This is a genomic window from Brachybacterium sp. p3-SID957, from assembly GCF_025144775.1.
Taxonomy (GTDB): Bacteria; Actinomycetota; Actinomycetes; order Actinomycetales; family Dermabacteraceae; genus Brachybacterium; species Brachybacterium epidermidis.
Map to the genome: position 1 here is coordinate 1 of NZ_JALXKT010000051.1, position 22,980 is coordinate 22,980.

The following is a 22,980-nucleotide window of genomic DNA, read 5'->3' on the forward strand; positions in this document are numbered from 1 at the left end:
CCCCCACCGCAGTCCGTGCAGCGACAGGGACGTCACGCGATCACGTCGAGGACACCGGCTGCCGGTCACGCCCGGCGGGCATCGCATCCAGCGCGCCGGTGGCGCCCAGCGCGCGGGTGGCTACCCAGCCCAGCAGGCCGCACAGCACCGCCCCGGAAAGCAGGAAGAACGCCAGCATCATGAAGGAGAACGACCAGCTCATCTCCATGTAGTAGGCGAACTTCTCGTAGCCCCACTCCAGCACGGCCGCGAGCACGCCGCCCAGGATGGCGACGGGCAGGGTGAAGCGGCGGTAGCGGGTCAACAGGAAGGCGAGCTCCACGCCGCCGCCCTGCATCAGGCCCGAGATCGCGGTGCCCCAGCCCCACTGGCTGCCCAGCAGCATCGACAGCACTGCAGCGATCATCTCCGCCCCGAGGGCCGCACCGGGCTTGCGCACGATCAGAGCGGCCAGCATCGCCGGCAGGAACCAGATCCCGGCCAGCAGGCCCTCAGCGGGCTTGAAGGCCGTCGTCAGCGGCCCGATCAGGGTGTACAGCTGGCCGTACCCCAGGAACGCCACCCCGAAGGCGACCCCGATGACCACCGTGACCAGCAGGTCCACCGTGCGGTAGCGGGTGGTGTGTGAACGGTGCATCTCCACTCCTTCCATGGCTGGAAGGGGCGCGCGAGGACGGATCAGCCGTCCGGCGCGGAAATCCCGACTCCCTACGCCGGTATGAACCGGATCAGGTTCGAGGGTCTGCGCCCTGCGGCGCACTCTCAGCACCCCGTTGGTGCTCCCCTGTCAGCAGATGACCAGCGGACAGTCTAGCGTCTGGCGCGGATCGCCTGCTCCACGGCCTCGGCGGCGGCGATCGGATCGGTGGGGGAGAACAGGTAGTCGGACTCGCCGCGACCCACGATCTCCACCATGGTGCCGGCGCGGGTCACCAGGATCCGGCTGCGGCGCTGCACCTCGGCGGTGGTGAAGATCTTCCCGCGGCCCACCGGTCGCAGGTCCGCCGGGCGTGCGGCCATCACCCGGCCGCACCGCCAGCCGTACCCGCCCACCGTCACGCCGATGGTGGAGGGCGGGATCTCCCGCAGCTGCACGGTGCGGAAGTCCTGCAGCGGCCACGGCGGCCGGGGCCAGAACCCGCCCAGGCTCACCGTCACCCCGTGCTCGTCCACGATGAACCGGGTCCACTGGCACATCCAGGTCCACAGCGCCAGGCCCGCGAACACGATCGCTGCGCTCACCAGCAGCACGGGGGCCAGGGGCTGGGGCCGGGTGGCCATCACCACCACCAGCACCACCCCGGCCAGCAGCGTGACCGCGATCCTGGTCCAGCCCACGGAGCCGGGCCGGGTGGTGCCCACGTAGAACGGGGCGTTGGGCCTGGCCATCAGCTCACCAGATCGTCACGCGCTGCTCGGGCGCGCGGTACATCGCATCGCCCTCGCGCACGTCGAAGGCCTCGTAGAAGTCGTCCATGTGGCCAGCCGTGATGTTGCAGCGGAACTCCGCGGGGGAGTGCGGGTCCACCGCGAGGCGACGGACCGCCTCCTGCAGACGGTTCTTGCCCCGCCACACGGTGGCCCAGGACAGGAACACCCGCTGGATCCCGGTCCAGCCGTCCAGCACAGGTGCTTCGCCACCGTCCTTGGCGACGCGGGCGCGGTATGCCTTCAGCGCGATGCCCAGACCGCCCAGGTCGCCGATGTTCTCACCGATGGTGAGGGCACCGTTGACGGTGTGCTGGTCGTCCAGCTCACGGGGGGACAGCTCGGAGAACTGCGAGATCAGCACGGTGGTGCGGTCCTCGAAGGCGGCGCGGTCCTCCGCGGTCCACCATGAGGCGAGGTTGCCGTCGCCGTCGTACTTGGAGCCCTGATCATCGAAGCCGTGGCCGATCTCGTGGCCGATCACCGCGCCGATGCCGCCGAAGTTCACGGCGTCGTCGGCCTCGGCATCGAAGAACGGCGGCTGCAGGATTGCGGCCGGGAACACGATCTCGTTGCGGCCGGGGTTGTAGTAGGCGTTGACCGTCTGCGGGGTCATGTGCCACTCGTCCTCGTCGATCGGACCGCCCACCTTGGCGTACTCGAAGGCGGCGTCGAAGCGGCGGGAGGCGCGCACGGTCGCCACCAGGTCCCCCTCGGTGATCTCCAGGCCCTCGTAGGAGCGCCAGGTGTCCGGGTAGCCGATCTTCGGGGTGAACTTCGCAAGCTTCACCAGGGCCTTCTCGCGGGTGGCCGGGGACATCCACTCCAGGGTGGAGATCGACTCGCGGTAGGCCTCCAGCAGGGAGTCCACCAGCTCGTTCATGCGCTCCTTGTGGGAGGGCGGGAAGTGGCGGGCCACGTACTCCTTGCCCACCGAGAAGCCCACCGTGCCCTCTACGAAGGCCACGCCCCGCTTCCAGCGCTCACGCAGCTCCTCCGCGCCGCTGAGGACGCGGCCGGTGAAGTCGAAGTCCTCCTCGACGAAGGCGGAGGCCAGGTACGGGGCGTACGCGCTGACCGCCCGCACCGCGAGCCAGGCCCGCAGCACCGCGAGATCCTCACCGGCCAGCAGCTCGGCGGCGGCCTGCACGAACTCGGGCTGGCTGACCGAGACCACGTCGAAGGCGTCGGCCGGGGCCCCGGTGCCCTCGACGTAGGCGTCCCAGGGGAAGGCGGGGGCCAGCTCGCGGCGCTGCTCGGCATCCATGGGATTGTTCGACTTCTCGCGGTCGCGCACCCGCACCACGTCCACGTGGCAGGCCGCCAGGCGGGTCTCGAAGTCCAGCACGATCCGGGCCAGCTCGGCGGCATCGCCCGAGGGCAGCCCCTCGCGGCCCGGCAGGCCCGCCAGCTCCGCCAGCGCCGACAGGTGCTCGACGTAGGCGGCGCGCACGTCGGCGTAGCGGTCCTCGCGGTAGTAGGACTCGTCCGGCAGGCCAAGCCCGCCCTGGTGCAGCTTCACCTGGTAGCGGGTGGAGTCGCGGTCGTCGGTCCACACGTAGGCCAGCAGCGCGCTGGTGCCCGAGTCCGGGGCGGCCATGGTGCGCACCACCTGCTGAAGGTCAGCAGCCGAGGTGATCTGCTCCAGCAGGCCCTCCAGCGGCGCCGCTCCGGCCTGATCGATGGCCACGGTGTCCATGAACATCCGGTACAGCGCGCCGATGCGGCCGTGCTCGCTGTCGGCGGGGGCGTCCTCATCGGCCGCGGCCTCCTCGATGATCTCCCGCACGCGCTCCTCGGACAGGTCCCGCAGGGCGTGGAAGGCGCCGTCGCTGGAGCGATCCGCCGGGATCACGTGGGACTCCAGCCAGGCCCCGTTGACGTGGCCGAACAGGTCGTCCTGGATGCGGATGCCCTCATCGACGTGAGCGAGGTCCAGGCCGGAGGGCAGGGAATGCTCGGGGGCGGCAGAGGTCATATCGAATGTCTCCTCGAGGATCGGATGAGGGAGCTTCACAGCGCGGTCAGACCCAGGACCGCCAGGCCCAGGGTGAGCAGGCCGATGATGAAGGGCGCGTAGGCCCAGGGGGAGCGCAGGCGCTCGGCGGGGGTGCGGCGCTGCAGCACCAGGGTGGCCAGGCCGGAGCCGATGGACAGCACGGCCGTGCCCACCACCATCACCGGAGCCAGGATCACCAGGACGGTCGCACCGAGCTGGAACAGCACCGTGCCCAGCACGTCCAGCAGGCGCATGAGCACGGTCGAGCGAGGCGTGACGCGCTCGCTCAGCAAGGTGGCCACGGCCTGCTTCGACCACTCCGAGGGCCGGGAGATGCGCAAGCGGGTGGAGACCGTCTGTGCGGTGGCCAGGGCCAGCCACACCAGTGCCGCGCCTGCCCCCAGCCACACGCCCAGCTCGGAGCGGGCGTCGTCCGGCCACAGCAGCAGCGCCAGCAGCACGGCGGCCACGCGAAGGGCCTCCTCGGCGGCGGAGCGCACCGCCGTCAGCCCGGGGTTCACCGCCAGGCGCGGCTTGGTGCGTGCCACGAACAGGCTGGTGGCCACCAGCACCAGCAGCTGCGCGGCACCGAGCGCGAGACCGAGCGCCAGCACCAGGATGCTGGAGGGGGCCAGCGGCAGGATCGCCAGCAGCAGCACCAGCCCGAGCGCGGGCAGCACCAGCGCCAGGACCGACAGCCCGCGCACGAGATCGCGCACCACGTCGGCCCCAGTGGGAGGATGGTCGTGGCCGGTGTGGTCGTGCGGGTCTGCACAGCCGTGATCGGCCGCCTGCGGGGTCGCGGTCATGGAGCTCCTTCGGGTCCCCACCAGGGTAGCCGTCCGGAGGGTCCGCGACCGGAGCCCGACGTGTCACCATGGCGACATGTCACGATGACGGCGACGATCCGCGGATCCGCGGATCGGCGCGCACAGGGATCGCACGGATCCACACAGATCGGAGAGCACGATGGCACCAGGGGCGGGGCTCGACGCCGCGCAGCGCTCCCGCGCCATCGGCTCCGTGGTGGCCGCCGCCACCGGTGACGCGCTCGGCGCCCCCTACGAGTTCCTCGCCCCCATCCCGGACTCCGAGGACGTGGAGATGCTGGGCGGCGGCGTGCTGGGCTGGCAGGAGGGCGAATGGACCGACGACACCGCGATGGCGATCGTGGTGCTCGAGGCGGCCGCCGCTATCTCGGGCCTGCACGACCTGCGCCTGGAGGCCGCCCAGGACCAGATCGCCCGCGAGTGGTACTCGTGGTCGCTGGGCACCCCGGACATCGGGGGCCTGACCTCCACGGTGGTGCGACGCGCCGTGGACCGCGCCCTGGCCGACGGCCACTTCGCGCCGCGTGCGGCGGACTTCCGGGCCGCCGCCCTCAGCGCCCACGAGGAACTGCCCCGCATCGCCGGCAACGGTTCCCTGATGCGCACCCACGCCGCCGTGATGCCGTACCTGCTGCACTCCGAGGACGACGCCGCCGCGGGGATCGACGCCGTGTGCCGTCTCACCCACGTGCACCCCGATGTCACCGAGGCCTGCATGCTGTGGGGCCTCGCGGTGCGGCATGCCGTGCTCACCGGGGAGATCGACGTGCGGGTGGGCCTGGGCCGGCTCAGCGCGGAGCGCGCCGCCCTGTGGCGCACCCGGATCGAGGAGGCCGAGGCCGCCACCCCCGCCACCTTCCGCCGCAACGGCTGGGTGGTGGGTGCCTTCCAGGCCTCGTGGTCGGCGATCTCGGCCACCCTGCCGCTGCCGGGTGGGAAGTTCGCCCGGCGCGAGGCGCTGGTGCAGAGCCTCGAGAGCGCCGTGCGCGCCGGCTACGACACCGATACGGTCGCCTGCATCACCGGTGCACTGATGGGCGCGGCCGTCGGCGCCAAGGCGGTGCCGCCGGAATGGCGCCGGCAGCTGTTCGGCTGGCCCGGCTACGAGGTGGACGAACTCATCGCCCTGGTGGAGCGGGTGATCCCCGCGGAGCATGCGATCCCTGCGGAGCACGCGAGTCCCGGGCAGCACGTGACCCCGCCCGAGCGCCCGACGGAAAGGACCCCCTAATGGACCTGCGGATCTGCTCCTGGAACCTGTGGGAGCTGCGCGGTGACCTGCCCGCCCTCATCGAGGCCACCCGCGACCTCGCCCCGGACGTGCTGCTGGTGCAGGAGGCGCCGCGCTTCGTGCTGCCCACCACGCGTCTGCGCTGGTTCGCCCGCCAGGTGGGGATGGAGATCCTGGTGGGCGGCCTGGGTGGGAGGGGCCTGGCGATCCTGGCCACCGAGGATGTGGCCTCCCGCGTGATCCGCCGCGGCGCCCACCCCGTCGCCCAGCAGCTCAGCGACCTTAACTCCACCTACCCCCGCGGTGTGGCCGCGGCACGCATCTCGGTGCCGGGCGGGGGAGCGGTGGTGGTCTCCTCGATCCACTTCGCCCTGCAGCAGGACAACCGGATGAGCCACGCCGAGCACGTGAAGGCCCTGGTCAGCGCCGCTGGTGCCCCCGTGATCGTGGGCGGGGACCTGAATGAGACGGCCGATGGGCCCGCCCGCCGACTGCTGGATGCCCTGGTGCAGGACCCGGCCGGCACCGATCAGCACACCTTCCCCGCGTCGGCCCCGAAGCGCCGGATCGACGCGATCCTGGTGAGCGAGGGGGTGCGGGTGCGGGACGCCCGCGCGGTGCGCGCCACCGACTCGGTCGACGAGGCCCGCCTGGCCGGTGCCTCCGACCACCTGCCCACGATCGTGGACGTCAGTCTCTGAGACCGAGACGAGCGCGCGGGACGGGCGCCGTCTACCGGGGTCGCGCTCAGCCCCGCAGCCCCGACCGCATCTCGATCACGTCGTCCTGCCCGCCGACATGGCGGATCAGCACCCTCTCGCCGTCGCGTCCGCGCACCGTCAGCTGGGTGCGGTAGCAGCGCAGGGCGGCCTCCACCTGATCGGCGCATCCCGGCAGCTCCCGCCACACGAAGTCCGGATCCTCCGGCTCGCTCGCGAACTGGAGGAACGGTGTGCGGGTGCGTTCGGCGGCCGCGGCGGTGACGTGATGGGCGTGCACGTGGTCCGGGTGCCCGTAGCTGCCGGCGTCGTCGTAGCCCAGCAGCACATCGGGTCGCAGCTGCTCGATCAGGGCCACCAGATCCCCGGTGGCCTCTTGAAGAGGACGCTTCGTGAAGCTCTCCGGGCCGGCGGTCTCCGCAGGGCCTGCCAGCCCCTCCCGGATCCAGCGCATGCCCGAGTCGCGGTACACGCGCGGCGACCCGCCCCCGGCGAGGGCCGGCGGCGTGCCCAGCATGTGCCGGGACTCGATGCCCAGCGGCGCGCACGCCCCGTCGATCTCCTGGGCCCGGATCTGATCCAGCGGTCGGCCATCGCCCTCAGGGATGCTGCCCGGCACCACCTCGCCCTCCTCCCCGCGGGTGGCGGTCACCAGCACCACCCGGGTGCCGGAGCGGGCCAGGGCGGCCAGCAGGGCCCCGGTGGCCAGGGACTCGTCGTCAGGGTGAGCGTGGACGGCCAGCACGATGCGGGCCTGCTCCAGCAGGGACCAGGGATCGGTGCTCACAGCATCTCCTCGGGTTTCGGATGTGTTCAGGCGGGCGCGCCACCGGGGCGCACCAGGCGGGCGTACTGCGCGGCGAGAACCTGCGCACTGGCCTCCCAGGTGCGGGACTCGGCGAACCGCCGCGCCTCCCGCGCTGCTGTCTCGTGGGCCTGCCGGTCCGACAGCAGGGACTGAACGGCCTCGGCCCAGACGTCGGGGTCGCGACTGGGCAGCACGATCCCGGCCGGGGCGATGGCTTCCCGCACCCCGCCGGCCCCGGACCAGGCCGCGACCGGAGTGCCGCTGGCCTGCGCCTCGAGCGCCACCAGGCCGAAGGTCTCGGACCAGCTGGTCAGCAGCAGCAGATCGGCCTCGCGCATCAAGCGGGCCAGGTCCTCGCGGCTGCGGGGCCCGACGAACTCCACCCTGTGCGCGACCCCCAGCTCGTCGGCAGTGCTCTGCAGTTCGCCCAGGTAGTGGCGGAAGTCCTCGGAGACCCCGCCCGTGAGGATCAGGCGTGCTTCCAGGGCGGGATCCAGGCGGGCCAGCACCTCGATGGCCAGGTCGGGGGCCTTCAGCGGCTGCAGGCGGGCGGCGAACAGCAGGGTGTGCGGGGTCCCGGGAGAGCGATCACCGGGGCGCGCGGTACCCGTGCCGGGCGCACGGACGGCACCTGGCGAGCCGGGATGGAAGCCCACCACATCGACGCCGGGGCGCACCACCGTGAGGCGCTCACCGGGCACGCCGTACCGCTCGGCGACCGTGCGGGCCTCCGCCTCCGAGACCGCCACCACCAGGTCCGAGCGCTGCGCCGCCAGGCGCTCCCCGGGGATGCGGCCGGAGGACTCGGCCGGCTCCCCGGCGTCAAGCTGCGCCGAGTCCTCGGGCGCGGCCACGGAGTGGAAGGACTGCAGGTGGGGGATCCCGAGCTCCCCGGCGAGAGGCAGGGCGGCCACGCCGCTGAACCAGTGGTGGGAATGGATCAGGTCCCAGGGAGCGTCGTCGGCGTCGGCCCGGTTCTCGCTCATGGCCCGGCGCAGCTGCGTGCGGAACGGATCGATCGCCTGCTCCATGGCGCTCTTGGCCAGCGGGGCCGGCGGCCCGGCGTCCAGGTGGTGCACCCGCACGCCGTCGGCCGCCTCGATGACGGCCGGTGCGCGGGGGTCCGAGCGACGGGTGAACACGTCCACCCGGTGGCCGGCCCGGGCCAGGGCGCGCGACTGCTCCAGGATCACCACGTTCATGCCCCCGGCATCATCACCTCCGGGCTCGGCGAGCGGGGAGGTGTGCAGGGACACCGCGGCGATGCGCAGTGGGGCGTCGGGCATGGGGATCATCCTAAGGAGCGGTGCTCCCTGCGACACCCGCCGTGCGTCGTCGGCGCCGGGTGTCGGCGCCGGTGTCGGCGAAGGTGTCGGCGCCGGCGTGGGCGCCGGGTGCCGCGTGAGCCGCACATCCCACGGAGTCGTGTTCGCCGGTGACGAAACATGACGCGGCCTGGGTCACGTGAAGTTGAAACATGCACGGCCATCCGTCAGCGTGAGAGACATGGAAACGGCCGAGAAGGTTGATTGGGCGACCTTGAACGCCCATGCGGCAGGGCGCCCTGCGCGCCGCCTGGTGTCCAAGGCGATCGCCGCGGCCGGTGGCGACCGCGCAGCCGGCGTGGTGCTGGACCTGGGGGCCGGCGCGGGAGCCGACTCCCTCCAGTTCGCCCGCCGCGGCTGGACCGTGCACGCCTATGACGCCGATGACACCATCGCATCACGCCTGGTGGAGAACGAGCGGATGACCGGATCCGTGAACTTCCACCACACCGACATCACCGACGTGGAGGAGTTCCCCAGCGCACAGATCGTGTACTCCACGTACACGCTGGGCCTGCTGGGGGCTGACGGCCTGGCCACCACCTGGCCCAAGCTCGTCGATGCGCTGCCTCGCGGGGGCGTGATCGCGGTGGACTTCTTCGGGGTGAACGACTCCTGGGCGGAACGCCGCGACATCGCCACCCTCACCCTCGAGGAGATCGACGCGAAGTTCCGCGGCTTCCAGGTGATCGACCGCTCGGTCCGGGATGAGGACGGGCGGTTCCTTGCCGACAAGAAGCACTGGCACGTGATCACCACCCTGGCCCGTAAGCTCCGCTGAGAGCCGGGCCGCCTCCGCGAGGTTCAGCTCAGGCGGCCTGCTCCCCGGGCACCAGCGTTCCCAGCCCCGCCACCGCGCGGTCGCGCAGCGCGGGTCGAGGGTCGACCATCGCGAGGTGGAGCATCGACGCCGAACCCAGCCGCCATGCCTGGCCGGCAGTGCGCAACCCAGCGCGCAGGTGCGCAGCGCCGCCCCGACGTCGGGCGATGCGCGGATCGCCGCCGCCAGTGGTCGCCGGTGTGCCCGGCCAGCGGCGTGATGCCGAACAGCCGGCGGCCGCCCCAGCTCTCGGAGACCTCCAGCGGCGCCTCCGGGGGGGGCGTGCCCCGCAGGACCATCACCCCATGGCTGCGAGCCGCGCCGCCCTCGCCGATGAGTTCGACGTCGTGCCCGTCGCTGGCCAGGGCGATGGCGATGGTCAGGCCGGCCACGCCGGCGCCGAGGATGCGCGTGGTGAGCTGGCGCTTCATGATGGGAATCCATCCGACGGGGTGTGGTGGCACGGTGCCGGTGAGGCGGGCACGGCGCTTGACCCTGACGCGACGTCAGGCAGGAAGGTGGGGCCATGACCGAGAAGCAGCAGCCGCTCACCGTGGGCCGTGTGGCCCAGCTGGTGGGCGTCAGCGTGCGCACCCTCCACCACTGGGACTCGATCGCCTTGGTGCGACCGAGTGCGCGCAGCTGGTCGGACTACCGGCTGTACGACGCGGAGGACATCGCGCGCATCCACCGGGTGCTGGTGTACCGCGAGATCGGTCTGCCGCTCGCCGAGATCGCCAGGATCCTCGATGATCCCGAGGTGGATCCCCGCGAGCACCTGCATCGCCAGCGGTCGCTCCTGGCGGAGCGCATCGGCCGGCTCCAGAAGGCGGCCCGCGCCGTCGACGAGATGATCGAGAGGACCACCCCCATGAACGACACCCCGAGCAGTGCCGGCCCGATCAGCGGTGACCCGCGCACCCCAGCCGAGGACCGGAGCATCACCCTGAGCCCGCAGGAGCAGAGCCGGATCTTCGGCACCGACTGGGATCCGGCCTGGCAGGACGAGGCACGCGAGCGGTGGGGCGATACCGAGCAGTGGCAGCAGTCCGTGCAGCGCACGCGAGGCTTCACCGCCGCGGACTGGACGCGCGTGGCTGAGGAGACCGCCGCGCTGGAGACCGACCTAACCGAGGCGATGAACCGTGGCGTGGAGCCCGGGAGCGAGGAGGCGAACGCGCTCGCCGAGCGACACCGTGCCTCGATCTCGCAGCACTACGACTGCACTGCGTCGATGCATGTGGTGCTGGGCCGCATGTACACCGAGGACGAGCGCTTCACGGCGCACTACGACCGCAGGTCCGAGGGGCTCGCTGCGTGGCTGCGCGAGGTGATCGAGGCTGCGGCCCGAGCACACGGTGTGGATCCAGAGACCGCGGGCTGGGAGTGACCCCAGCAGGACTGCTCGACGCCCGGTGTCCCTCGCGTCACCGGGCGTCGATGCGTAGCGTGGACATCGCACCGCGGCCCACCCCGGGCCGCCCCGATGGAGGGACTTGACATGAAGCTGCGCTGGTACACCCTGGTGATCGACTGCCTCGACATCCACGCCCAGGCCCGCTGGTGGGCGCAGGTTCTCGACGGCGAGATCGTCTATGAGGACGACGAGGAAGTGTGCGTGATTCCTGGCGGCCTGCCCGATGGGTACGACGTCGAGGCGCCGATCCCGGCCGAGAGGTGGCATCGGCAGTCCCCGGGCCTGGTGTTCGTGCCCGTTCCCGAAGGAAAGCAGGTCAAGAACCGCCTGCACATCGATCTGGCGGCGCATGTGGACGACGACCGCGAGGCGCAGATCCAGCGACTGCTGGACCTGGGGGCGACCCGGGTCGACGTGGGACAGGACGACGAGCAGGTCACCTGGACGGTGCTCGCCGACCCGGAGAGCAACGAGTTCTGCGTGCTGTCCTCGCGGGATCGATAGCGAGACGAGAGAACCGCGAGAGACCCCGCGAGGAAGGCGAGAGGAAGGCTAGAGGCCAATCGGCGAGAGGGGGCCGAGAGGCCAACCGGGGAGAGAGCGGCGAGAGGTCAGGCCTGCTCGAGGATCTGCTTGAGCTCCGCGAGATCCTCCGCGACAGCCTCTGCATCCGCTGCGAACTCCTCGTCGGCCATGGTTCCGCGGCGCAGCGTGAAGACGACCTCGCTGCGCTGCTCGTCGAGGGGGATCACGCGCATGGGATTGAGCGTGGACTCGCCGGAGGGCAGGGTCACTGAATGATCGAGGACGCCGTAGGGGTTCTCCGGGACGAAGCTGATGAGGACCCGGCCCATGGGGGTGTTCATGGACCACTGCTCGACCTCGTGCTGCACATCCGTACCGCCCAGACCGGAGGCCCAGCGCGGCAGGTTCTTCGGGTCGCGTGCGAAGTCGTAGACCGCGTTGGCGGGACGGTCGATGATCGCGGTGACATGTCGGGTCTCGCTCATGCGGTGACCGTAGCAGGCGCCAGTGACGGGTGGCCGTGGGGCCGACCGAGGATTCGTCCGTCCGCAGCGAGCTCGTCGAGTGCGCGCAGGACGGCCCTGACGATGCCCGTCGCCGTGCGGGAGTCGGTGATCCTCACACGGCCGGGCAGGTGGGAGCCGCAGGGCGCGACCACGACCCAGCGCGGATCACCGCGCCGCCGCATGCGGCCGATCTCGATGGTGCCGCCGCCGGGAAGCCCGATCGTTAGGGCGCCGCTGGGGCCTTCGTGGACCCGGTGGGCGAGTGCGGGGCGAGCGTTGATCAGCAGCCGGTGGATGACGTCGCGCTGCGCCGTGAGCGTCGAGCAGTCATGCAGATCGGTCGTCGGGCCATGCAGTTCGGTCGTCGGGCCATGCAGATCGGTCGTCGGGCCATGCAGATCGGTCGCCGGGCCATGCAGATCGGTTGTCGGGCCATGCAGGTGGGTCGTGGGGGACATCGCTCCTCCTGGGGGTCGGTGCACTGCTGACCTTGCGTTGGCGACGCTACGGACGGGATGTGACGAACGAAGCGGACGCACGGATCAGCCGCCGTCGGCAGGTTCCTCTGCGCCGGTCGCCTGGTCGCCCGCCCTATTGCCGATGTCGCGCTCGCCCGGCACCGGATCCGGCTGGTGGCCTGGCGCATCTGCCACCCTCAGGACTGGGCCGTCGGACGGCTCGGGTGGACGTGGGGATTCCGAGTGCGGGGTGGGGGAGCTGCCCCGTGCCCCGTGGGGGCTGCGCCAGCTGATGTGCGGTGGCGAGCCCGGCGGACTGGAGGTGAGATCCCAGGTGCCGTGCTCCTTGAGGTAGTTGCATCGGGCGCACAGCCCCTGGCCGTTGTCGTAGCTGGTGGGCCCGCCCGCGGCGGCCGGAATGATGTGGTCGAGGTGGCGGATGCGGGCGTTGCACCACGGGGTGCGGCAGGTCTCGTCGCGCCAGCGGATCATCCGCTTTAGGCCGACAGGGAATGCCCGGGCGGTGGATTCCATGGCGACCAGCTCCCCGGTGGAGGGATGGGTGTAAAGGCGGCGGAACACGGCACTCACGTCGATGTCCGGGTGCTCCGGGACGGGGGAGGAGTTCTCCAGGTCGTCCAGATCTCCCCAGCTCTCCTCTCCTGGCGGAGCGGTGGTGACGGGAGTGCAGTCGTCAGGGCCGGGGTCGGAACGGGCGCCGGGACCGTCGTCGGAACCGCCGTCGGGGTCGGGGCCGTCGTCGGTGCTGCTCTGCCTTGGGTGGATGGTGCCCGGGGGCGACCCGGTGATCGTGTCGAGGAGGATGTGGGCGGGTACCGGGCCGTAGCCCTCGATACGCGCGACCTCGGTTTCGTCCTCGCCGCAGAGCAGGGCACGGTCCGTGATCACGATGCCCACGTCGAGCCGGATCCGAGGGGTGCGCGTCTGGGCGCCGGAGGACTGATTGTGGGGTGATTGCCCGGCTGACGTGGGTTGTTCGGTGCCGTCGGATGCCTCCTGGCGCGTGAGCGGGGCGCCGAGGATGCTGGAGACCAGGTGGTCGGCCTGAAGTGCCTGGTGGGGGACGCGACTGCCGGCGTTCCGCTGAGATTCAGCTGACGTGGTCAGAACCTTCATCACGGCGGCGGCATCAAGCGCTCGCAGAGTCGCGCTGATGCGTGCCATGCCGTCGGCCAGGGGGTGCATCGTGACGTTCCGTGCGCGGGCTGCGCGCTCCGCGCGGGCGCGGGATTCGGAGGGATCCACCTTCTGAGCGAGCTCGCGCACGAGCTGGGACGCCCTCCGTGTCCCCAGGCCGTCCAGACGGTGGTGGTTCTCGGCAATCCAGGCGTCCACCTCGGTGCAGGTGGCTGGGGCGGCACCGTCCAGAGTGCGTGAGATGGACTGGGCGGTCTGCTCGGTGATGCGGCCCGTCGCGAGATGGTCGAGGGTGGCCGGCATGTGCGTGACGAGACGGCGGGCAGAGCTCAGCGACAGCGAAGAGGCGTGAGGAGAGACGCGGCGAGCGATCGCCAGTTCGCTGGAGGTGCCGTGGCCCTGGTTCTTCTCCGGCACGTTGCGGGCGGCATCTGCGGCGCGGATCCGCTGTTCAGCAGTGACCTGCCAGATGGCATCCATGGCCGCGAGGCTGGAGCGGACCTGCTCGATGCCCGCCACCACCGCCAGCGCCTCCTCGGCAGAATCCGCTGTGGTGCGCACGACCGGATCCACCACTGCGTGGGTGCTCGTGAATGCAACGAGCGCACGGGTGAGGATCTCTGCGAGAACGTCGCGGGCCGCTCCACCCGCCGGAATGGCGACCGCGTGCTCCACGGCCCTTGTGAGCGCATCACGAATCACCGGCTGGGGACCGGGATTCGATTCGCCCTGGGGCGTGCGCGAGGTATCCATGGCATCCATTCAAGGCATCCGCACTGACAAACGAAGCGCATCTGACGGTGGGGATTCCGAAACTGCTGGTCACGCGATGAAAATCCGCCTTGTGGATAACACGGGGATGGGGAGGAACTTCAATGCTCCATCCACATTGTGGGTGGGATTGTGGATGATCTGCCATTGTGGAGAAACCTCCAGCAGTGTGCGGGGACAGTTCGTCCGTGGGGCCGACGACAACGGCGTCCCGTCGTTTTCATAGGCCGATCCCTCACCCCGCTCCCCGGTGTGCGGCCTTCTATGCGAGTGGGCCCGTTTCCGGATGTCCGGTAACGGGCCCGCTGCACTTGGACTGCTGTTGGGAGGTCGATCAGATCTCTCGGTGGGTGGCTTCGGGGTCGCGTGGGCCCTCTGTCTCGGGGCTGCGCGCGGGGATCCAGGGATCTGTGTCCTCATCGACGGGGACATCGCTGTTGACGAGCCGTGACTCGAGGGATTTGGAGAAGATCTCGACGGGATCGGAGGCGATCTCGATGGTGCCGTCGATGTCCTGCCATTCGCCACCGTCGACGGAGAACTGGCCTGCGAACGTGGTGGTGAGGGTGATGTCGTACCAGCCCTCGTGAGAGTAAGTGGCGGTGACCTGCTCCGAGGGGAAGGGCTCGCCCGGCTTCGTGGTGGTGATGGTGTTCCCGTCTCCGAGGTCCCAGTGGTACTCGATCGGTACGGCGCGCACCTGGACGGGCACCCCGAGCAGTTCGGTGTCAAGGGTCTGTGCTTCGGGGTTCGTGTGCAGGACATTGACCATGTTCACTGGCAGCCACCCCTCCTCCGGACCAGCGTTGGCGGCCAGGGGCTGCACGGGGAGTTCGGCGAAATCTCGCCGGGTCACGGTGATCACCACTGGCTCGCCCCCAGGTGAGGCCGCGTTCGCCGGGACTGCGCTTCCTGGGGTGACACAGGAGTATCCGTTGCTGGTTTCTCGCCCGCTGCTGATATTGCGGGTGACGGACTCCATCGTCACCTGATCGGGGCCAGCATTGTGGTTGGGCCTGGCGCGGGCGACGATGTCGCCGTCGGTGATGGTGTAGTCCGGAGCGGCCGTGCACGCGGTCCGGGATGCGGTGCAGCTCTGATAGCCGTTCGCATCCCTGCTGCAGTCATAGCCGCCATGGGCGGCTGCGCGACGGCTGAAAGTGAAGTCACGGAGGACTTGGCCGGGTGTACCGGAAGTCGATCCAGCCTCCTTGCCATGTAGGGCTTTTTCTGTGTCAGGAGCGCGGCGATTCCGATCCCCAGAAGTTGAATTATCCACTTCCTCATCCGAAACCTTGATCTTGTCATCTTCGGCGATGGAACCTAAAGCAGAAGCTTGCTGTGGCAAAGTGATGGTAATGGCGAAAACGGTGATGATTCCCCATAGCGCCACCCGCAGATATGTAACTGAGGTTCTCTTAGTCATTCGGGGCCTCGTCGGGGGTGAACCTCGCAGACTCGACAACCCATTGTCCATCATCGAAGCTCATAGCGGCGGCGGAAATAAACTTAGTGCGTGGCTTCTGGGCGACCTTGTCGGAGCCGGGGGTTGGTTCGTCGTGGGCGGATAAGTAGAATGTGTAGCCTACTTCTATGTCAAAGCTTTCGGAATCGAATGTGGAGGTACCAATATCCTCAACGTCGACGCTTGACCAGTATTTATTTTCAGCGTTGAGGCCCTGGATTGTTTCCGCATTAAGCGTACAAGTCTGACATTCTGAGTCATGTAGATCACTGAGTGGGCCTGAGTCCCCAGTCTGGTATCCCCAGATCATCACAGCCACGTAGTACCGGAAGGCCTGCTCCGCGCCCTCCGGGGTGTTCTGGTCCATGCCGGGGTAGTCGGCGGGGTCGGGTGCGGGGATGTCGGGGGCGGCTGCGGTCGAGTCGCCGCCGCCGCCGTCGCTCGCGTCGTTGCCGTCGCCATCGGTCGAGCCGCCGTCGTCGCTGGGGGCATCCCCGCCGCCGTCGCTGCCGCCCACGGAGACGCTCGGCGGGGGTGTGGTCACGGTGCCGTTCTCGCCCTCATCGCCGCAGGACACGAGGCCGAACGTGAGGGCTGCTGCGGCTGCTGAGGCCAGGATCCGACGATGCATGGGGAGCCTTCCGGGAGAACTGCGGTCACCCGGCACAGTAACGACGGCCACATCGTGACGGCCACCCGGTACGGGGAATGTGGATAACCGGGGCGGCTTGCGATCCTGGGCGACAGGGGCCCATCACCGCTCGCAGCGCTCATTGCGTTGCGCACGTCTGGCCGCGCACGGCTCGTCGCTCGAGGTCCCTGCCCCCTCTCACGACTCGTCGCTGACTGCCCGCCCCGTCCGCGCTCACGCCTCGCCGAGGACCCGTTCGACGAAGTCGGCGGTCTCCATCGGATCCAGCACCGCTGCGGGGTGCGGGCCCGCGGCATTCCATGCGGAGCGCCAGTCCTCCGCCTTCGACGACGACATGGCCCCACCCGCCACCAGCACGAGGTTCCCCTCCCGCAGGTGAGTGACCAGTCCCGAGTCGGCCAGCATCCACACTCCGGACAGGCCGTGCTCGGCCGCGGCGTGCTCCAGTTCGCGCGCCTGACCGGCGGCGAAGCGCAGGCCCGCGTCGTCGCCGACGTTCACCACCAGCAGTCCGTCGCGCTCCAGGTGGGGAAGAGCCTCCGTGTAGAAGTCCCGCGTGGCCAGGTGCGCCGGTGACTCCTCGCCGGAGAACACGTCCAGCACGATCGCATCGAACCGCGCCTGTGTCATCTCGGCGAGAGACTCCCGCGCATCGCCGATCACCACGTCCAGCTGCGTGCCCGCCGGTAGTGGCAGGGCACCTGTGACCAGCGTGGGAAGCTCCCGCTCGATCTCCACCACCGTCTGCGGCGATCCGGGACGAGTCGCCTGTACGTACCGGGGCAGGGTCAGAGCTCCGGCGCCCAGGTGCAGGACTCGGACCGGCTCCCCGCCGGGCCGGAACGCATCCAGGACGTTCGCGATGCGCCTGAGGTACTCATGCACCACCCGCGTGGGATCGGCGAGGTCGACATGGGACTGGTCGATGCCGCCGATCTGCAGCACCCAGCCCTCGTCCACCTCGTCGGCCACGATCCAGGCCTCCTGGCCGGAATGGCTGAGCCGGGCCGAGCGGCGGGCGGGGAAGGGGGCATCAGGAGCGTTCACGCGCCCCATTGTCGCGCGGCCCGATCAAGTGCGCCGGTCAGGCGCGGCCCGATCAGGCGCCGGTCGGAGCGGCCCGATCGAGTGCACTGGCCGCCGATCGGGCGTGCTGGCCGCCGATCGAGCGCATCGGCGGGGGCGCTGCCGGGGTCTCACCGCCGGCGAGTGACTCTTGGAAGGCAGCGACCCACTCCACTCGGTGCGACGCTCCTGACCGACGGCCCCCTCAGTTCTCCTGCTGGATGATCGCGATCTTCTGCCACACCTTGCGGGCCATGTCCGAGGTGAGGGTCTCGATGCCCTCGACAGCATCCAGCACGTCCCCGTCGGTGGTGTCCTCGGCGAACAGGGCGGCGCTCTTGCCCACCAGGGACAGCATCTCGGTGCAGAAGTCCAGGTAGCGGGTGAGCTCGGCGCGGCTCATGCCCAGGCCGCCGTCCTCGCGGGAGGAGCGCTCCAGGCGCTCGGGGACCTTGGTGAGCTGGTGCATGTCGATCACGTGGGCGAGGGAGCGCAGCCGGTGCAGGATGCGCAGAACCCGTGCCCGCTCCATCCGTTCGGGCACCGTGAACAGGAAGAACACGGCGATCCCGCCGAACACCAGATCGTTGATGATGGTCTCGATCAGTGGCAGTAGATCCACCGGGGCCAGGGCTCCCGGCGTTTCGGCCACGTCGATCGCGGCCAGCGTCACCGCACCACCCAGGAACGCCACCACCACGAGCATCGCGATGCGGGACAGCAGCCTCGCCAGCCGCACCCGACGACGGCTGATGCCCGAGCCCGCGTTGACCTCGTCCACCAGCGCCACCACCTCCCCGCACACCTCCCACAGTCCGCGGTCGGGGAAGCGGGAGGCGATCCGACGCTGCAGCGCCTCGGCGGAGCGGCGCACCGCACCGCCGTCCAGGTGCTGGTAGCGACTGGAGTCGGGCGGGCCGTCGTCGTGATCGTCGGGCCGAGGCGGGACTGTGTCGAGTCGAGGTACTTCGGGAGCCTATACGGCAGATGCCGTGCCCGGTGACGGGGGCGGGCCGCTCATGACTCCCATCTCAGGTGGTCACTGGTAGGAGACCATGACGGGGGTCGGCTCGACCTGGAAGGTCTGCTCGGCATCCAACATCGGGATGTCCTCATCGTAGAAGTTCTTCCACGCCAGGTGGATCCCCTCGGGCAGATCCTGCTTGAGCGCCTCCCAGGTGGCGGTCTTCGACCCCTGATCGCCCTGCCCGTCCGCGTGCAGGATGATCGCCAGTTCGTCGAAGGAGGTGTCCAAATCCTGCCGGTTGCGGATCATGGAATGGCGGAACTGGTGCAGCACCAGGATCTTCTGTGGCAGGTCGTTGCTGCGGGTCAGCTCGGCAAGCCACGCGGAGACCTCGTTGATCTCCGCGGCCTCCACGGAGCCGATCTGCTTCAGGTGCACCTGATCGGGCTTGAGCCGCCACTCCGGGTCCAGGGCCAGGCCCACATGGGGCTCCAACAGCAGCTCCTCGTACAGCTTGGCCTGCTCCAGGAAGTGGGTGCGGCCCGGCTGCAGGTCCAGCATGGCGAACATGCCGTTCTCGGCGGCGGCATCCACGTAGGGACGCAGGTGGTCGATGGTGGAGACGTTGGAGTACTGGCCGTCACGTCCGGCGCTCGAGGAGGCGATGGTGGCGATGATCTCGAAGGACGGCACCACCACGTCCTCGGTCAGCTCGCGGTAGGGGGCGGCGTGCTCCTCGGCGCGCGTCACCGACTCTTCGGGTCCCTGCTCGCCGAGCACTCCGAGCACCGGGGACCCCGGGTGCCCGTACAGGGCGATGATCCGCTTGCCGGGCAGCACCAGCTGGCCGCCCCCCGGCGCCTGCGGCTGGGTGCGCGCCATCTCCACGCGCTCGGCGAACTGCTCGCCGAACTCCGGGCCCAGGGCGAGCACCGGGCCACCGGCTGCGGTGACCGCCTCCACCGACTCCGCCGAGACGCGCGGGTCAGGGTGCGGCAGCTCGGTCACCGTCGCGCCGGCCGCCAGTGCCGCGGCCAGGGCGCCGACGGGCACCTCGGCCCCGGCGGCCGCGAGCGCCACCGGGGCGGCGTCACCGGCGGCGGGCTCGACATCGGGCAGCCTCCGCTCGCCGTCGAGCTCCTCGCCGGGCAGTGGGTCCTCGCCGATGGTCAGCAGCACGCCGGCCCCGGGCTCGAGGCCGCGCAGCTCGGCGGGAAGGTCCTCGGCCGCGATCGGCCGACGCTCGGAGAAGTCGTGACGAGTCGACTCCGACAGCTTGTCGGGGTCGCTGCTGCCGCGCACCACGTCCACGCCGTCCAGCTCGATCTCCCCGAAGGTCAGGGCTGCCTCGGCGGCGAGGGAGGCCAGGGTCTCGGCGACGGCGGAGGCGTCCCCCACCAGCAGCGGCACGCCCATGGCGATCGCGGCGGAGGCGGCCGGGGCGAGCACAGCGGCATCCTCGTTCGCGGCGACCACGGCCACGGGGGAGGAGGTGAAGGAGGCAGCGGTCACCGCATTGGCGTCAGGAGCAAGCACCCCCGCCGTCTCGGTGGAGCGCTGGACGACGTCGGGGTTGCTCTCCTGGCCGCCGTCGCCGGCCGAGCTCTCGGAATCACCATCGCACGCGGCGAGCACGCCACCGGCCAGGGGCAGAGCGATCGCGGACTGCAGCAGGCGACGACGCGGCAGGGTGCGGCGCGGGACGGGACCGGGGGAGTCGGGTCGGGCGGACTGCGGGCGGCGGATCGAAGGGTTCACGCCTTCCATGATCCATGAGATCGGCGAGCTGGTGCGGGGCCGCGCCGGGAGGACACCGAGCGGTCGGCCCCGTCATGTCCCAACGCACGCGACCCGGTGCGAGGTGATGGTGGATGGAGCCGTGAACGGCGAGCAACAGCCCGCCCGCGGGCGCAGGCTCTTCGACCGCGAGATCGCGGCCCGCGCCGAGGAGCTGGCCCAGCTTAAGCGCAGCGCCTGCCGGATCGAGGCGGGCCTGATCGGCGACGACGGACGTGTCCGTGATCACTTCCTGCGCCCGGGAATATGTGCCCCTGCACGGAGGTTGAGCCATGTGTACTCAAGTTCAGTGCGTCGCAGATTGACAAGGAGCGGCTCGCGATCTCTACTTGAGTCGCTATCACTCAGTCTCCCCGCCGATCCCGGCGGATGCATGAACCACACGCGACCAGAAGGTCGCAGGAAGGCAGGCACACATGTCCCGTGTCGTCGGTATCGACCTCGGAACCACGAACTCCTGCGTCGCCGTCCTCGAGGGCGGCCAGCCCACCGTCATCGCCAACGCCGAGGGCGCCCGCACCACCCCGTCGGTGGTCGCGTTCTCCAAGCAGGGCGAGGTCCTCGTGGGCGAGGTGGCCAAGCGCCAGGCCGTCACCAACGTCGACCGCACCATCTCCTCCGTCAAGCGTCACATGGGCACCGACTGGACCGCCCAGATCGACGACAAGGCCTACACCCCGCAGGAGATCTCCGCCCGCATCCTGGGCAAGCTGAAGAAGGACGCCGAGAGCTACCTCGGCGAGACCGTCACCGACGCCGTGATCACGGTCCCCGCCTACTTCAGCGACTCCGAGCGCCAGGCCACCAAGGACGCCGGCACCATCGCCGGCCTCAACGTGCTGCGCATCATCAACGAGCCCACCGCCGCGGCCCTCGCCTACGGCCTGGAGAAGGGCAAGGACGACGAGCAGATCCTGGTGTTCGACCTCGGCGGCGGCACCTTCGACGTCTCCCTGCTCGAGGTGAGCAAGGACGAGGACGGCTCCACCATCCAGGTCCAGGCCACCGCGGGCGACAACCGCCTGGGTGGCGACGACTGGGACCAGAAGATCGTAGACTGGCTGATCTCCCAGGTCAAGAACAAGGACGGCGTGGACCTCTCCAAGGACCGCATCGCCCTGCAGCGCCTCAAGGAGGCCGCCGAGCAGGCCAAGAAGGAGCTCAGCTCCTCCACCTCCGCCTCGATCTCGCTGCAGTACCTGTCGATGACCGAGAACGGCCCGCTGCACCTGGACGAGAAGCTCACCCGCGCCCAGTTCGAGGACATGACCTCGGATCTGCTCGAGCGCACCAAGGCCCCGTTCCACCAGGTGATCAAGGACGCCGGGATCTCCCTGTCCGAGATCGACCACGTGGTGATGGTGGGCGGCTCCACCCGCATGCCGGCCGTCACCGAGGTCGTCAAGGAGCTCACCGGCGGCAAGGAGCCCAACAAGGGCGTCAACCCCGACGAGGTCGTGGCCGTGGGCGCTGCCCTGCAGGCCGCGGTGATCAAGGGCGAGCGCAAGGACGTCCTGCTCATGGACGTCACCCCGCTGTCCCTGGGCATCGAGACCAAGGGCGGTGTGATGACCAAGCTCATCGAGCGCAACGCGGCCATCCCCACCAAGACCTCCGAGGTGTTCTCCACTGCCGAGGACAACCAGCCCTCCGTCGCCATCCAGGTGTTCCAGGGCGAGCGCCAGTTCACCCGCGACAACAAGCTGCTCGGCACCTTCGAGCTCACCGGCATCGCCCCGGCCCCCCGCGGCATGCCCCAGATCGAGGTCACCTTCGACATCGACTCCAACGGCATCGTGCACGTGACCGCGAAGGACCGCGGCACCGGCAACGAGCAGTCCATCCAGATCACCGGCGGCTCGGCCCTGTCCGACGAGGACATCGACCGCATGGTGAAGGACGCCGAGGCCCACGCCGCCGAGGACGCCGAGCGTCGCAAGAACGCCGACGCCCGCAACACCCTCGAGCAGCTCGTCTACCAGGGCGAGAAGCTGATCAAGGACAACGGCGAGAAGATCTCCGACGCCGACCGCACCAAGGCCGAGGACTCCATCAAGGAGGCCAAGGACACCCTGGCCAAGGAGGACGCCTCCACCGAGGACCTCGAGGCCAAGCGAGACGCGCTGAACGAGGCCCTGCAGACCGTGGGCACCGCCATCTACTCGCAGCAGGAGGGCGCCCAGGGTGCCCCCGGCGCCGACGGTACCCCGGGCGAGCAGCCCGCCGGTGACGCCTCCTCCGATGAGGACGTGGTCGACGCCGAGATCGTGGACGAGGACGAGGAGAACAAGTGATGAACGAGGACCGGAGCACTCCCGACGACGCACAGCGCCCTGAGGGCGAGCCGAGGTTCTCGTTCACCGACAAGCGCAAGGTGGACCCGACGGACGGCAGCGTCCGCCCGTCGGGCCCCGCCCCCGCGCAGGACGGCTCGGCCGAGCAGGCCCCGCAGGGCGAGAGCCCGGCGGATGCCTCGGCAGCCCCCGTCGACCCGATCGACGCGGAGGCCGCGAAGCTCTACGAGCAGGCTGCCCAGGGCGAGCCGGAGCAGGGCGAGCAGCCCGCCGGCGCGTCCCCGGAGCAGGCCCGCATCAGCGAGCTCGAGCAGGAGGTCAACCGTCTGGGCGAGCAGCTCAAGCGGGACCAGGCCGAGTACGTCAACTCCCGTCGGCGCATCGAGGCCGCAGCCGAGACCGGCAAGGAGGCGGCCGTGGGCCGCGTCCTGGCCTCGCTGATCGGCGTGCTGGACGACGTGGAGCTGGGGCGCCAGCACGGCGACATCGCCGAGGGCACCCCGTTCCACTCGATCACCCAGAAGCTCGAGGAGGTGCTGGCCGGCCACGGTCTGCACCGCTTCGGGGCGGTGGGGGAGACCTTCGACCCCACCCTGCACGAGGCACTCATGCACGAGCAGGACGACGAGGCCGACGAGGCCACGATCTCCCTGGTGGTGCAGCCCGGCTACCGCATGCACGAGCGCGTGCTGCGGCCGGCCCGCGTGGGGACCCGCGGACCCGCCTGATCCGCAGACCCCGTAGG

General features: G+C 70.2%; 22 protein-coding genes and 1 riboswitch. Of the genes, 7 read left to right on the top strand and 15 right to left on the bottom strand.

Translation table 11 applies throughout. From position 1 onward, the window contains the following. Positions 1-40 precede the first annotated feature (40 nt). From M3B01_RS10865 to M3B01_RS10880, 4 genes are all read right to left on the bottom strand, one after another. Entirely contained in the window at positions 41-637 is a 597-nt protein-coding gene (locus tag M3B01_RS10865; protein WP_259792052.1) for an ECF transporter S component, read from the bottom strand. Positions 638-688: 51 nt separating this feature from the next. Further along, a riboswitch (TPP riboswitch) is annotated at positions 689-796 on the bottom strand. A gap of 14 nt (positions 797-810) precedes the next feature. Further along, entirely contained in the window at positions 811-1,389 is a 579-nt protein-coding gene (locus tag M3B01_RS10870) for a hypothetical protein (protein WP_259792054.1), read from the bottom strand. A gap of 4 nt (positions 1,390-1,393) precedes the next feature. Beyond that, positions 1,394-3,406: a M13 family metallopeptidase gene (locus tag M3B01_RS10875; protein ID WP_259792055.1), complete on the bottom strand. Its 2,013-nt coding sequence runs from the start codon at positions 3,404-3,406 to the stop codon at positions 1,394-1,396. 35 nt (positions 3,407-3,441) lie between these two features. Next, positions 3,442-4,236 carry a hypothetical protein gene (locus M3B01_RS10880; RefSeq protein WP_259792057.1) on the bottom strand — a complete coding sequence of 265 codons (795 nt, stop codon included), beginning with the start codon at positions 4,234-4,236 and terminating at the stop codon, positions 3,442-3,444. 160 nt (positions 4,237-4,396) lie between these two features. Here M3B01_RS10880 and M3B01_RS10885 point away from each other — a divergent pair, with 160 nt between their 5' ends. Both M3B01_RS10885 and M3B01_RS10890 read left to right on the top strand, forming a co-directional pair. Then, on the top strand, positions 4,397-5,488 hold the full coding sequence (locus tag M3B01_RS10885; protein WP_259792059.1) for an ADP-ribosylglycohydrolase family protein: 1,092 nt from the start codon (positions 4,397-4,399) through the stop codon (positions 5,486-5,488). After that, the gene (locus M3B01_RS10890) at positions 5,488-6,189 is read left to right on the top strand and encodes an endonuclease/exonuclease/phosphatase family protein (RefSeq protein ID WP_259792060.1); all 702 of its coding nucleotides are present in this window, start codon (positions 5,488-5,490) and stop codon (positions 6,187-6,189) included. Before M3B01_RS10885 ends, M3B01_RS10890 begins: the two co-directional genes overlap by 1 nt. Positions 6,190-6,235: 46 nt before the next feature. Here the strand turns inward: M3B01_RS10890 and M3B01_RS10895 are convergent, their stop codons facing one another. Both M3B01_RS10895 and M3B01_RS10900 read right to left on the bottom strand, forming a co-directional pair. Further along, on the bottom strand, positions 6,236-6,994 hold the full coding sequence (locus M3B01_RS10895; protein WP_259792061.1) for a PIG-L family deacetylase: 759 nt from the start codon (positions 6,992-6,994) through the stop codon (positions 6,236-6,238). Positions 6,995-7,020: 26 nt separating this feature from the next. After that, entirely contained in the window at positions 7,021-8,301 is a 1,281-nt protein-coding gene (locus tag M3B01_RS10900; RefSeq protein WP_259792062.1) for a glycosyltransferase, read from the bottom strand. Positions 8,302-8,521: 220 nt separating this feature from the next. Here M3B01_RS10900 and M3B01_RS10905 point away from each other — a divergent pair, with 220 nt between their 5' ends. Then, positions 8,522-9,121 carry a trans-aconitate 2-methyltransferase gene (locus M3B01_RS10905; RefSeq protein ID WP_259792063.1) on the top strand — a complete coding sequence of 200 codons (600 nt, stop codon included), beginning with the start codon at positions 8,522-8,524 and terminating at the stop codon, positions 9,119-9,121. 23 nt (positions 9,122-9,144) lie between these two features. On the opposite strand, the gene M3B01_RS10910 is transcribed toward M3B01_RS10905, so the two are convergent. Next, complete coding sequence (locus M3B01_RS10910) at positions 9,145-9,591, bottom strand: NAD(P)/FAD-dependent oxidoreductase (protein WP_259792064.1); 447 nt, start codon at positions 9,589-9,591, stop codon at positions 9,145-9,147. Positions 9,592-9,686: 95 nt separating this feature from the next. Between M3B01_RS10910 and M3B01_RS10915 the strand changes: the two genes are divergently transcribed. Both M3B01_RS10915 and M3B01_RS10920 read left to right on the top strand, forming a co-directional pair. Next, positions 9,687-10,550, top strand: a complete 864-nt coding sequence (locus M3B01_RS10915; protein WP_259792065.1) for a MerR family transcriptional regulator — start codon at positions 9,687-9,689, stop codon at positions 10,548-10,550. A gap of 111 nt (positions 10,551-10,661) precedes the next feature. Next, positions 10,662-11,081: a VOC family protein gene (locus M3B01_RS10920; RefSeq protein WP_259792066.1), complete on the top strand. Its 420-nt coding sequence runs from the start codon at positions 10,662-10,664 to the stop codon at positions 11,079-11,081. 107 nt (positions 11,082-11,188) lie between these two features. Here the strand turns inward: M3B01_RS10920 and M3B01_RS10925 are convergent, their stop codons facing one another. The 8 genes from M3B01_RS10925 to M3B01_RS10960 all read right to left on the bottom strand — a co-directional run bounded on the left by M3B01_RS10925 (position 11,189) and on the right by M3B01_RS10960 (position 19,902). Then, positions 11,189-11,587 (bottom strand): SRPBCC family protein, encoded by a 399-nt coding sequence (locus tag M3B01_RS10925; protein ID WP_259792067.1) that lies wholly within the window; start codon positions 11,585-11,587, stop codon positions 11,189-11,191. Then, positions 11,584-12,066 carry a hypothetical protein gene (locus M3B01_RS10930; RefSeq protein ID WP_259792068.1) on the bottom strand — a complete coding sequence of 161 codons (483 nt, stop codon included), beginning with the start codon at positions 12,064-12,066 and terminating at the stop codon, positions 11,584-11,586. The genes M3B01_RS10925 and M3B01_RS10930 overlap by 4 nt, the downstream gene beginning before the upstream one ends. Positions 12,067-12,150: 84 nt before the next feature. After that, complete coding sequence (locus M3B01_RS10935) at positions 12,151-13,977, bottom strand: HNH endonuclease (protein ID WP_259792069.1); 1,827 nt, start codon at positions 13,975-13,977, stop codon at positions 12,151-12,153. A 352-nt stretch (positions 13,978-14,329) separates the two neighbouring features. Further along, positions 14,330-15,421 carry a PKD domain-containing protein gene (locus tag M3B01_RS10940; RefSeq protein ID WP_259792070.1) on the bottom strand — a complete coding sequence of 364 codons (1,092 nt, stop codon included), beginning with the start codon at positions 15,419-15,421 and terminating at the stop codon, positions 14,330-14,332. Then, positions 15,414-16,004 carry a DUF6318 family protein gene (locus tag M3B01_RS10945; protein ID WP_259792071.1) on the bottom strand — a complete coding sequence of 197 codons (591 nt, stop codon included), beginning with the start codon at positions 16,002-16,004 and terminating at the stop codon, positions 15,414-15,416. Before M3B01_RS10945 ends, M3B01_RS10940 begins: the two co-directional genes overlap by 8 nt. 321 nt (positions 16,005-16,325) lie before the next feature. Further along, complete coding sequence (locus tag M3B01_RS10950; protein WP_259792072.1) at positions 16,326-17,159, bottom strand: spermidine synthase; 834 nt, start codon at positions 17,157-17,159, stop codon at positions 16,326-16,328. Between the two features lie 223 nt (positions 17,160-17,382). Then, positions 17,383-18,066 carry a hypothetical protein gene (locus tag M3B01_RS10955; RefSeq protein ID WP_259792078.1) on the bottom strand — a complete coding sequence of 228 codons (684 nt, stop codon included), beginning with the start codon at positions 18,064-18,066 and terminating at the stop codon, positions 17,383-17,385. 150 nt (positions 18,067-18,216) lie between these two features. After that, entirely contained in the window at positions 18,217-19,902 is a 1,686-nt protein-coding gene (locus M3B01_RS10960) for a hypothetical protein (RefSeq protein ID WP_259792073.1), read from the bottom strand. Positions 19,903-20,357: 455 nt separating this feature from the next. On the opposite strand from M3B01_RS10960, the gene dnaK reads away from it, so the two are divergent. Then, positions 20,358-22,235 (top strand): molecular chaperone DnaK, encoded by a 1,878-nt coding sequence (gene dnaK / locus M3B01_RS10965; RefSeq protein WP_259792075.1) that lies wholly within the window; start codon positions 20,358-20,360, stop codon positions 22,233-22,235. Continuing rightward, a complete protein-coding gene (locus tag M3B01_RS10970) occupies positions 22,235-22,963 on the top strand; it encodes a nucleotide exchange factor GrpE (protein ID WP_259792076.1) in 729 nt (242 codons plus the stop codon). The genes dnaK and M3B01_RS10970 overlap by 1 nt, the downstream gene beginning before the upstream one ends. The last annotated feature ends 17 nt before the right edge of the window (positions 22,964-22,980 follow it).

Coding starts and splice junctions, on each gene's coding strand:
- M3B01_RS10880 (WP_259792057.1), bottom strand. CDS start 4,236: ATGACCGCGACCCCGCAGGCGGCCGATCACGGCTGTGCAGACCCGCAC.
- M3B01_RS10875 (WP_259792055.1), bottom strand. CDS start 3,406: ATGACCTCTGCCGCCCCCGAGCATTCCCTGCCCTCCGGCCTGGACCTC.
- M3B01_RS10940 (WP_259792070.1), bottom strand. CDS start 15,421: ATGACTAAGAGAACCTCAGTTACATATCTGCGGGTGGCGCTATGGGGA.
- M3B01_RS10930 (WP_259792068.1), bottom strand. CDS start 12,066: ATGTCCCCCACGACCCACCTGCATGGCCCGACAACCGATCTGCATGGC.
- M3B01_RS10920 (WP_259792066.1), top strand. CDS start 10,662: ATGAAGCTGCGCTGGTACACCCTGGTGATCGACTGCCTCGACATCCAC.
- dnaK (WP_259792075.1), top strand. CDS start 20,358: ATGTCCCGTGTCGTCGGTATCGACCTCGGAACCACGAACTCCTGCGTC.
- M3B01_RS10885 (WP_259792059.1), top strand. CDS start 4,397: ATGGCACCAGGGGCGGGGCTCGACGCCGCGCAGCGCTCCCGCGCCATC.
- M3B01_RS10865 (WP_259792052.1), bottom strand. CDS start 637: ATGCACCGTTCACACACCACCCGCTACCGCACGGTGGACCTGCTGGTC.
- M3B01_RS10905 (WP_259792063.1), top strand. CDS start 8,522: ATGGAAACGGCCGAGAAGGTTGATTGGGCGACCTTGAACGCCCATGCG.
- M3B01_RS10935 (WP_259792069.1), bottom strand. CDS start 13,977: ATGGATACCTCGCGCACGCCCCAGGGCGAATCGAATCCCGGTCCCCAG.
- M3B01_RS10915 (WP_259792065.1), top strand. CDS start 9,687: ATGACCGAGAAGCAGCAGCCGCTCACCGTGGGCCGTGTGGCCCAGCTG.
- M3B01_RS10900 (WP_259792062.1), bottom strand. CDS start 8,301: ATGCCCGACGCCCCACTGCGCATCGCCGCGGTGTCCCTGCACACCTCC.
- M3B01_RS10870 (WP_259792054.1), bottom strand. CDS start 1,389: ATGGCCAGGCCCAACGCCCCGTTCTACGTGGGCACCACCCGGCCCGGC.
- M3B01_RS10925 (WP_259792067.1), bottom strand. CDS start 11,587: ATGAGCGAGACCCGACATGTCACCGCGATCATCGACCGTCCCGCCAAC.
- M3B01_RS10890 (WP_259792060.1), top strand. CDS start 5,488: ATGGACCTGCGGATCTGCTCCTGGAACCTGTGGGAGCTGCGCGGTGAC.
- M3B01_RS10970 (WP_259792076.1), top strand. CDS start 22,235: ATGAACGAGGACCGGAGCACTCCCGACGACGCACAGCGCCCTGAGGGC.
- M3B01_RS10910 (WP_259792064.1), bottom strand. CDS start 9,591: ATGAAGCGCCAGCTCACCACGCGCATCCTCGGCGCCGGCGTGGCCGGC.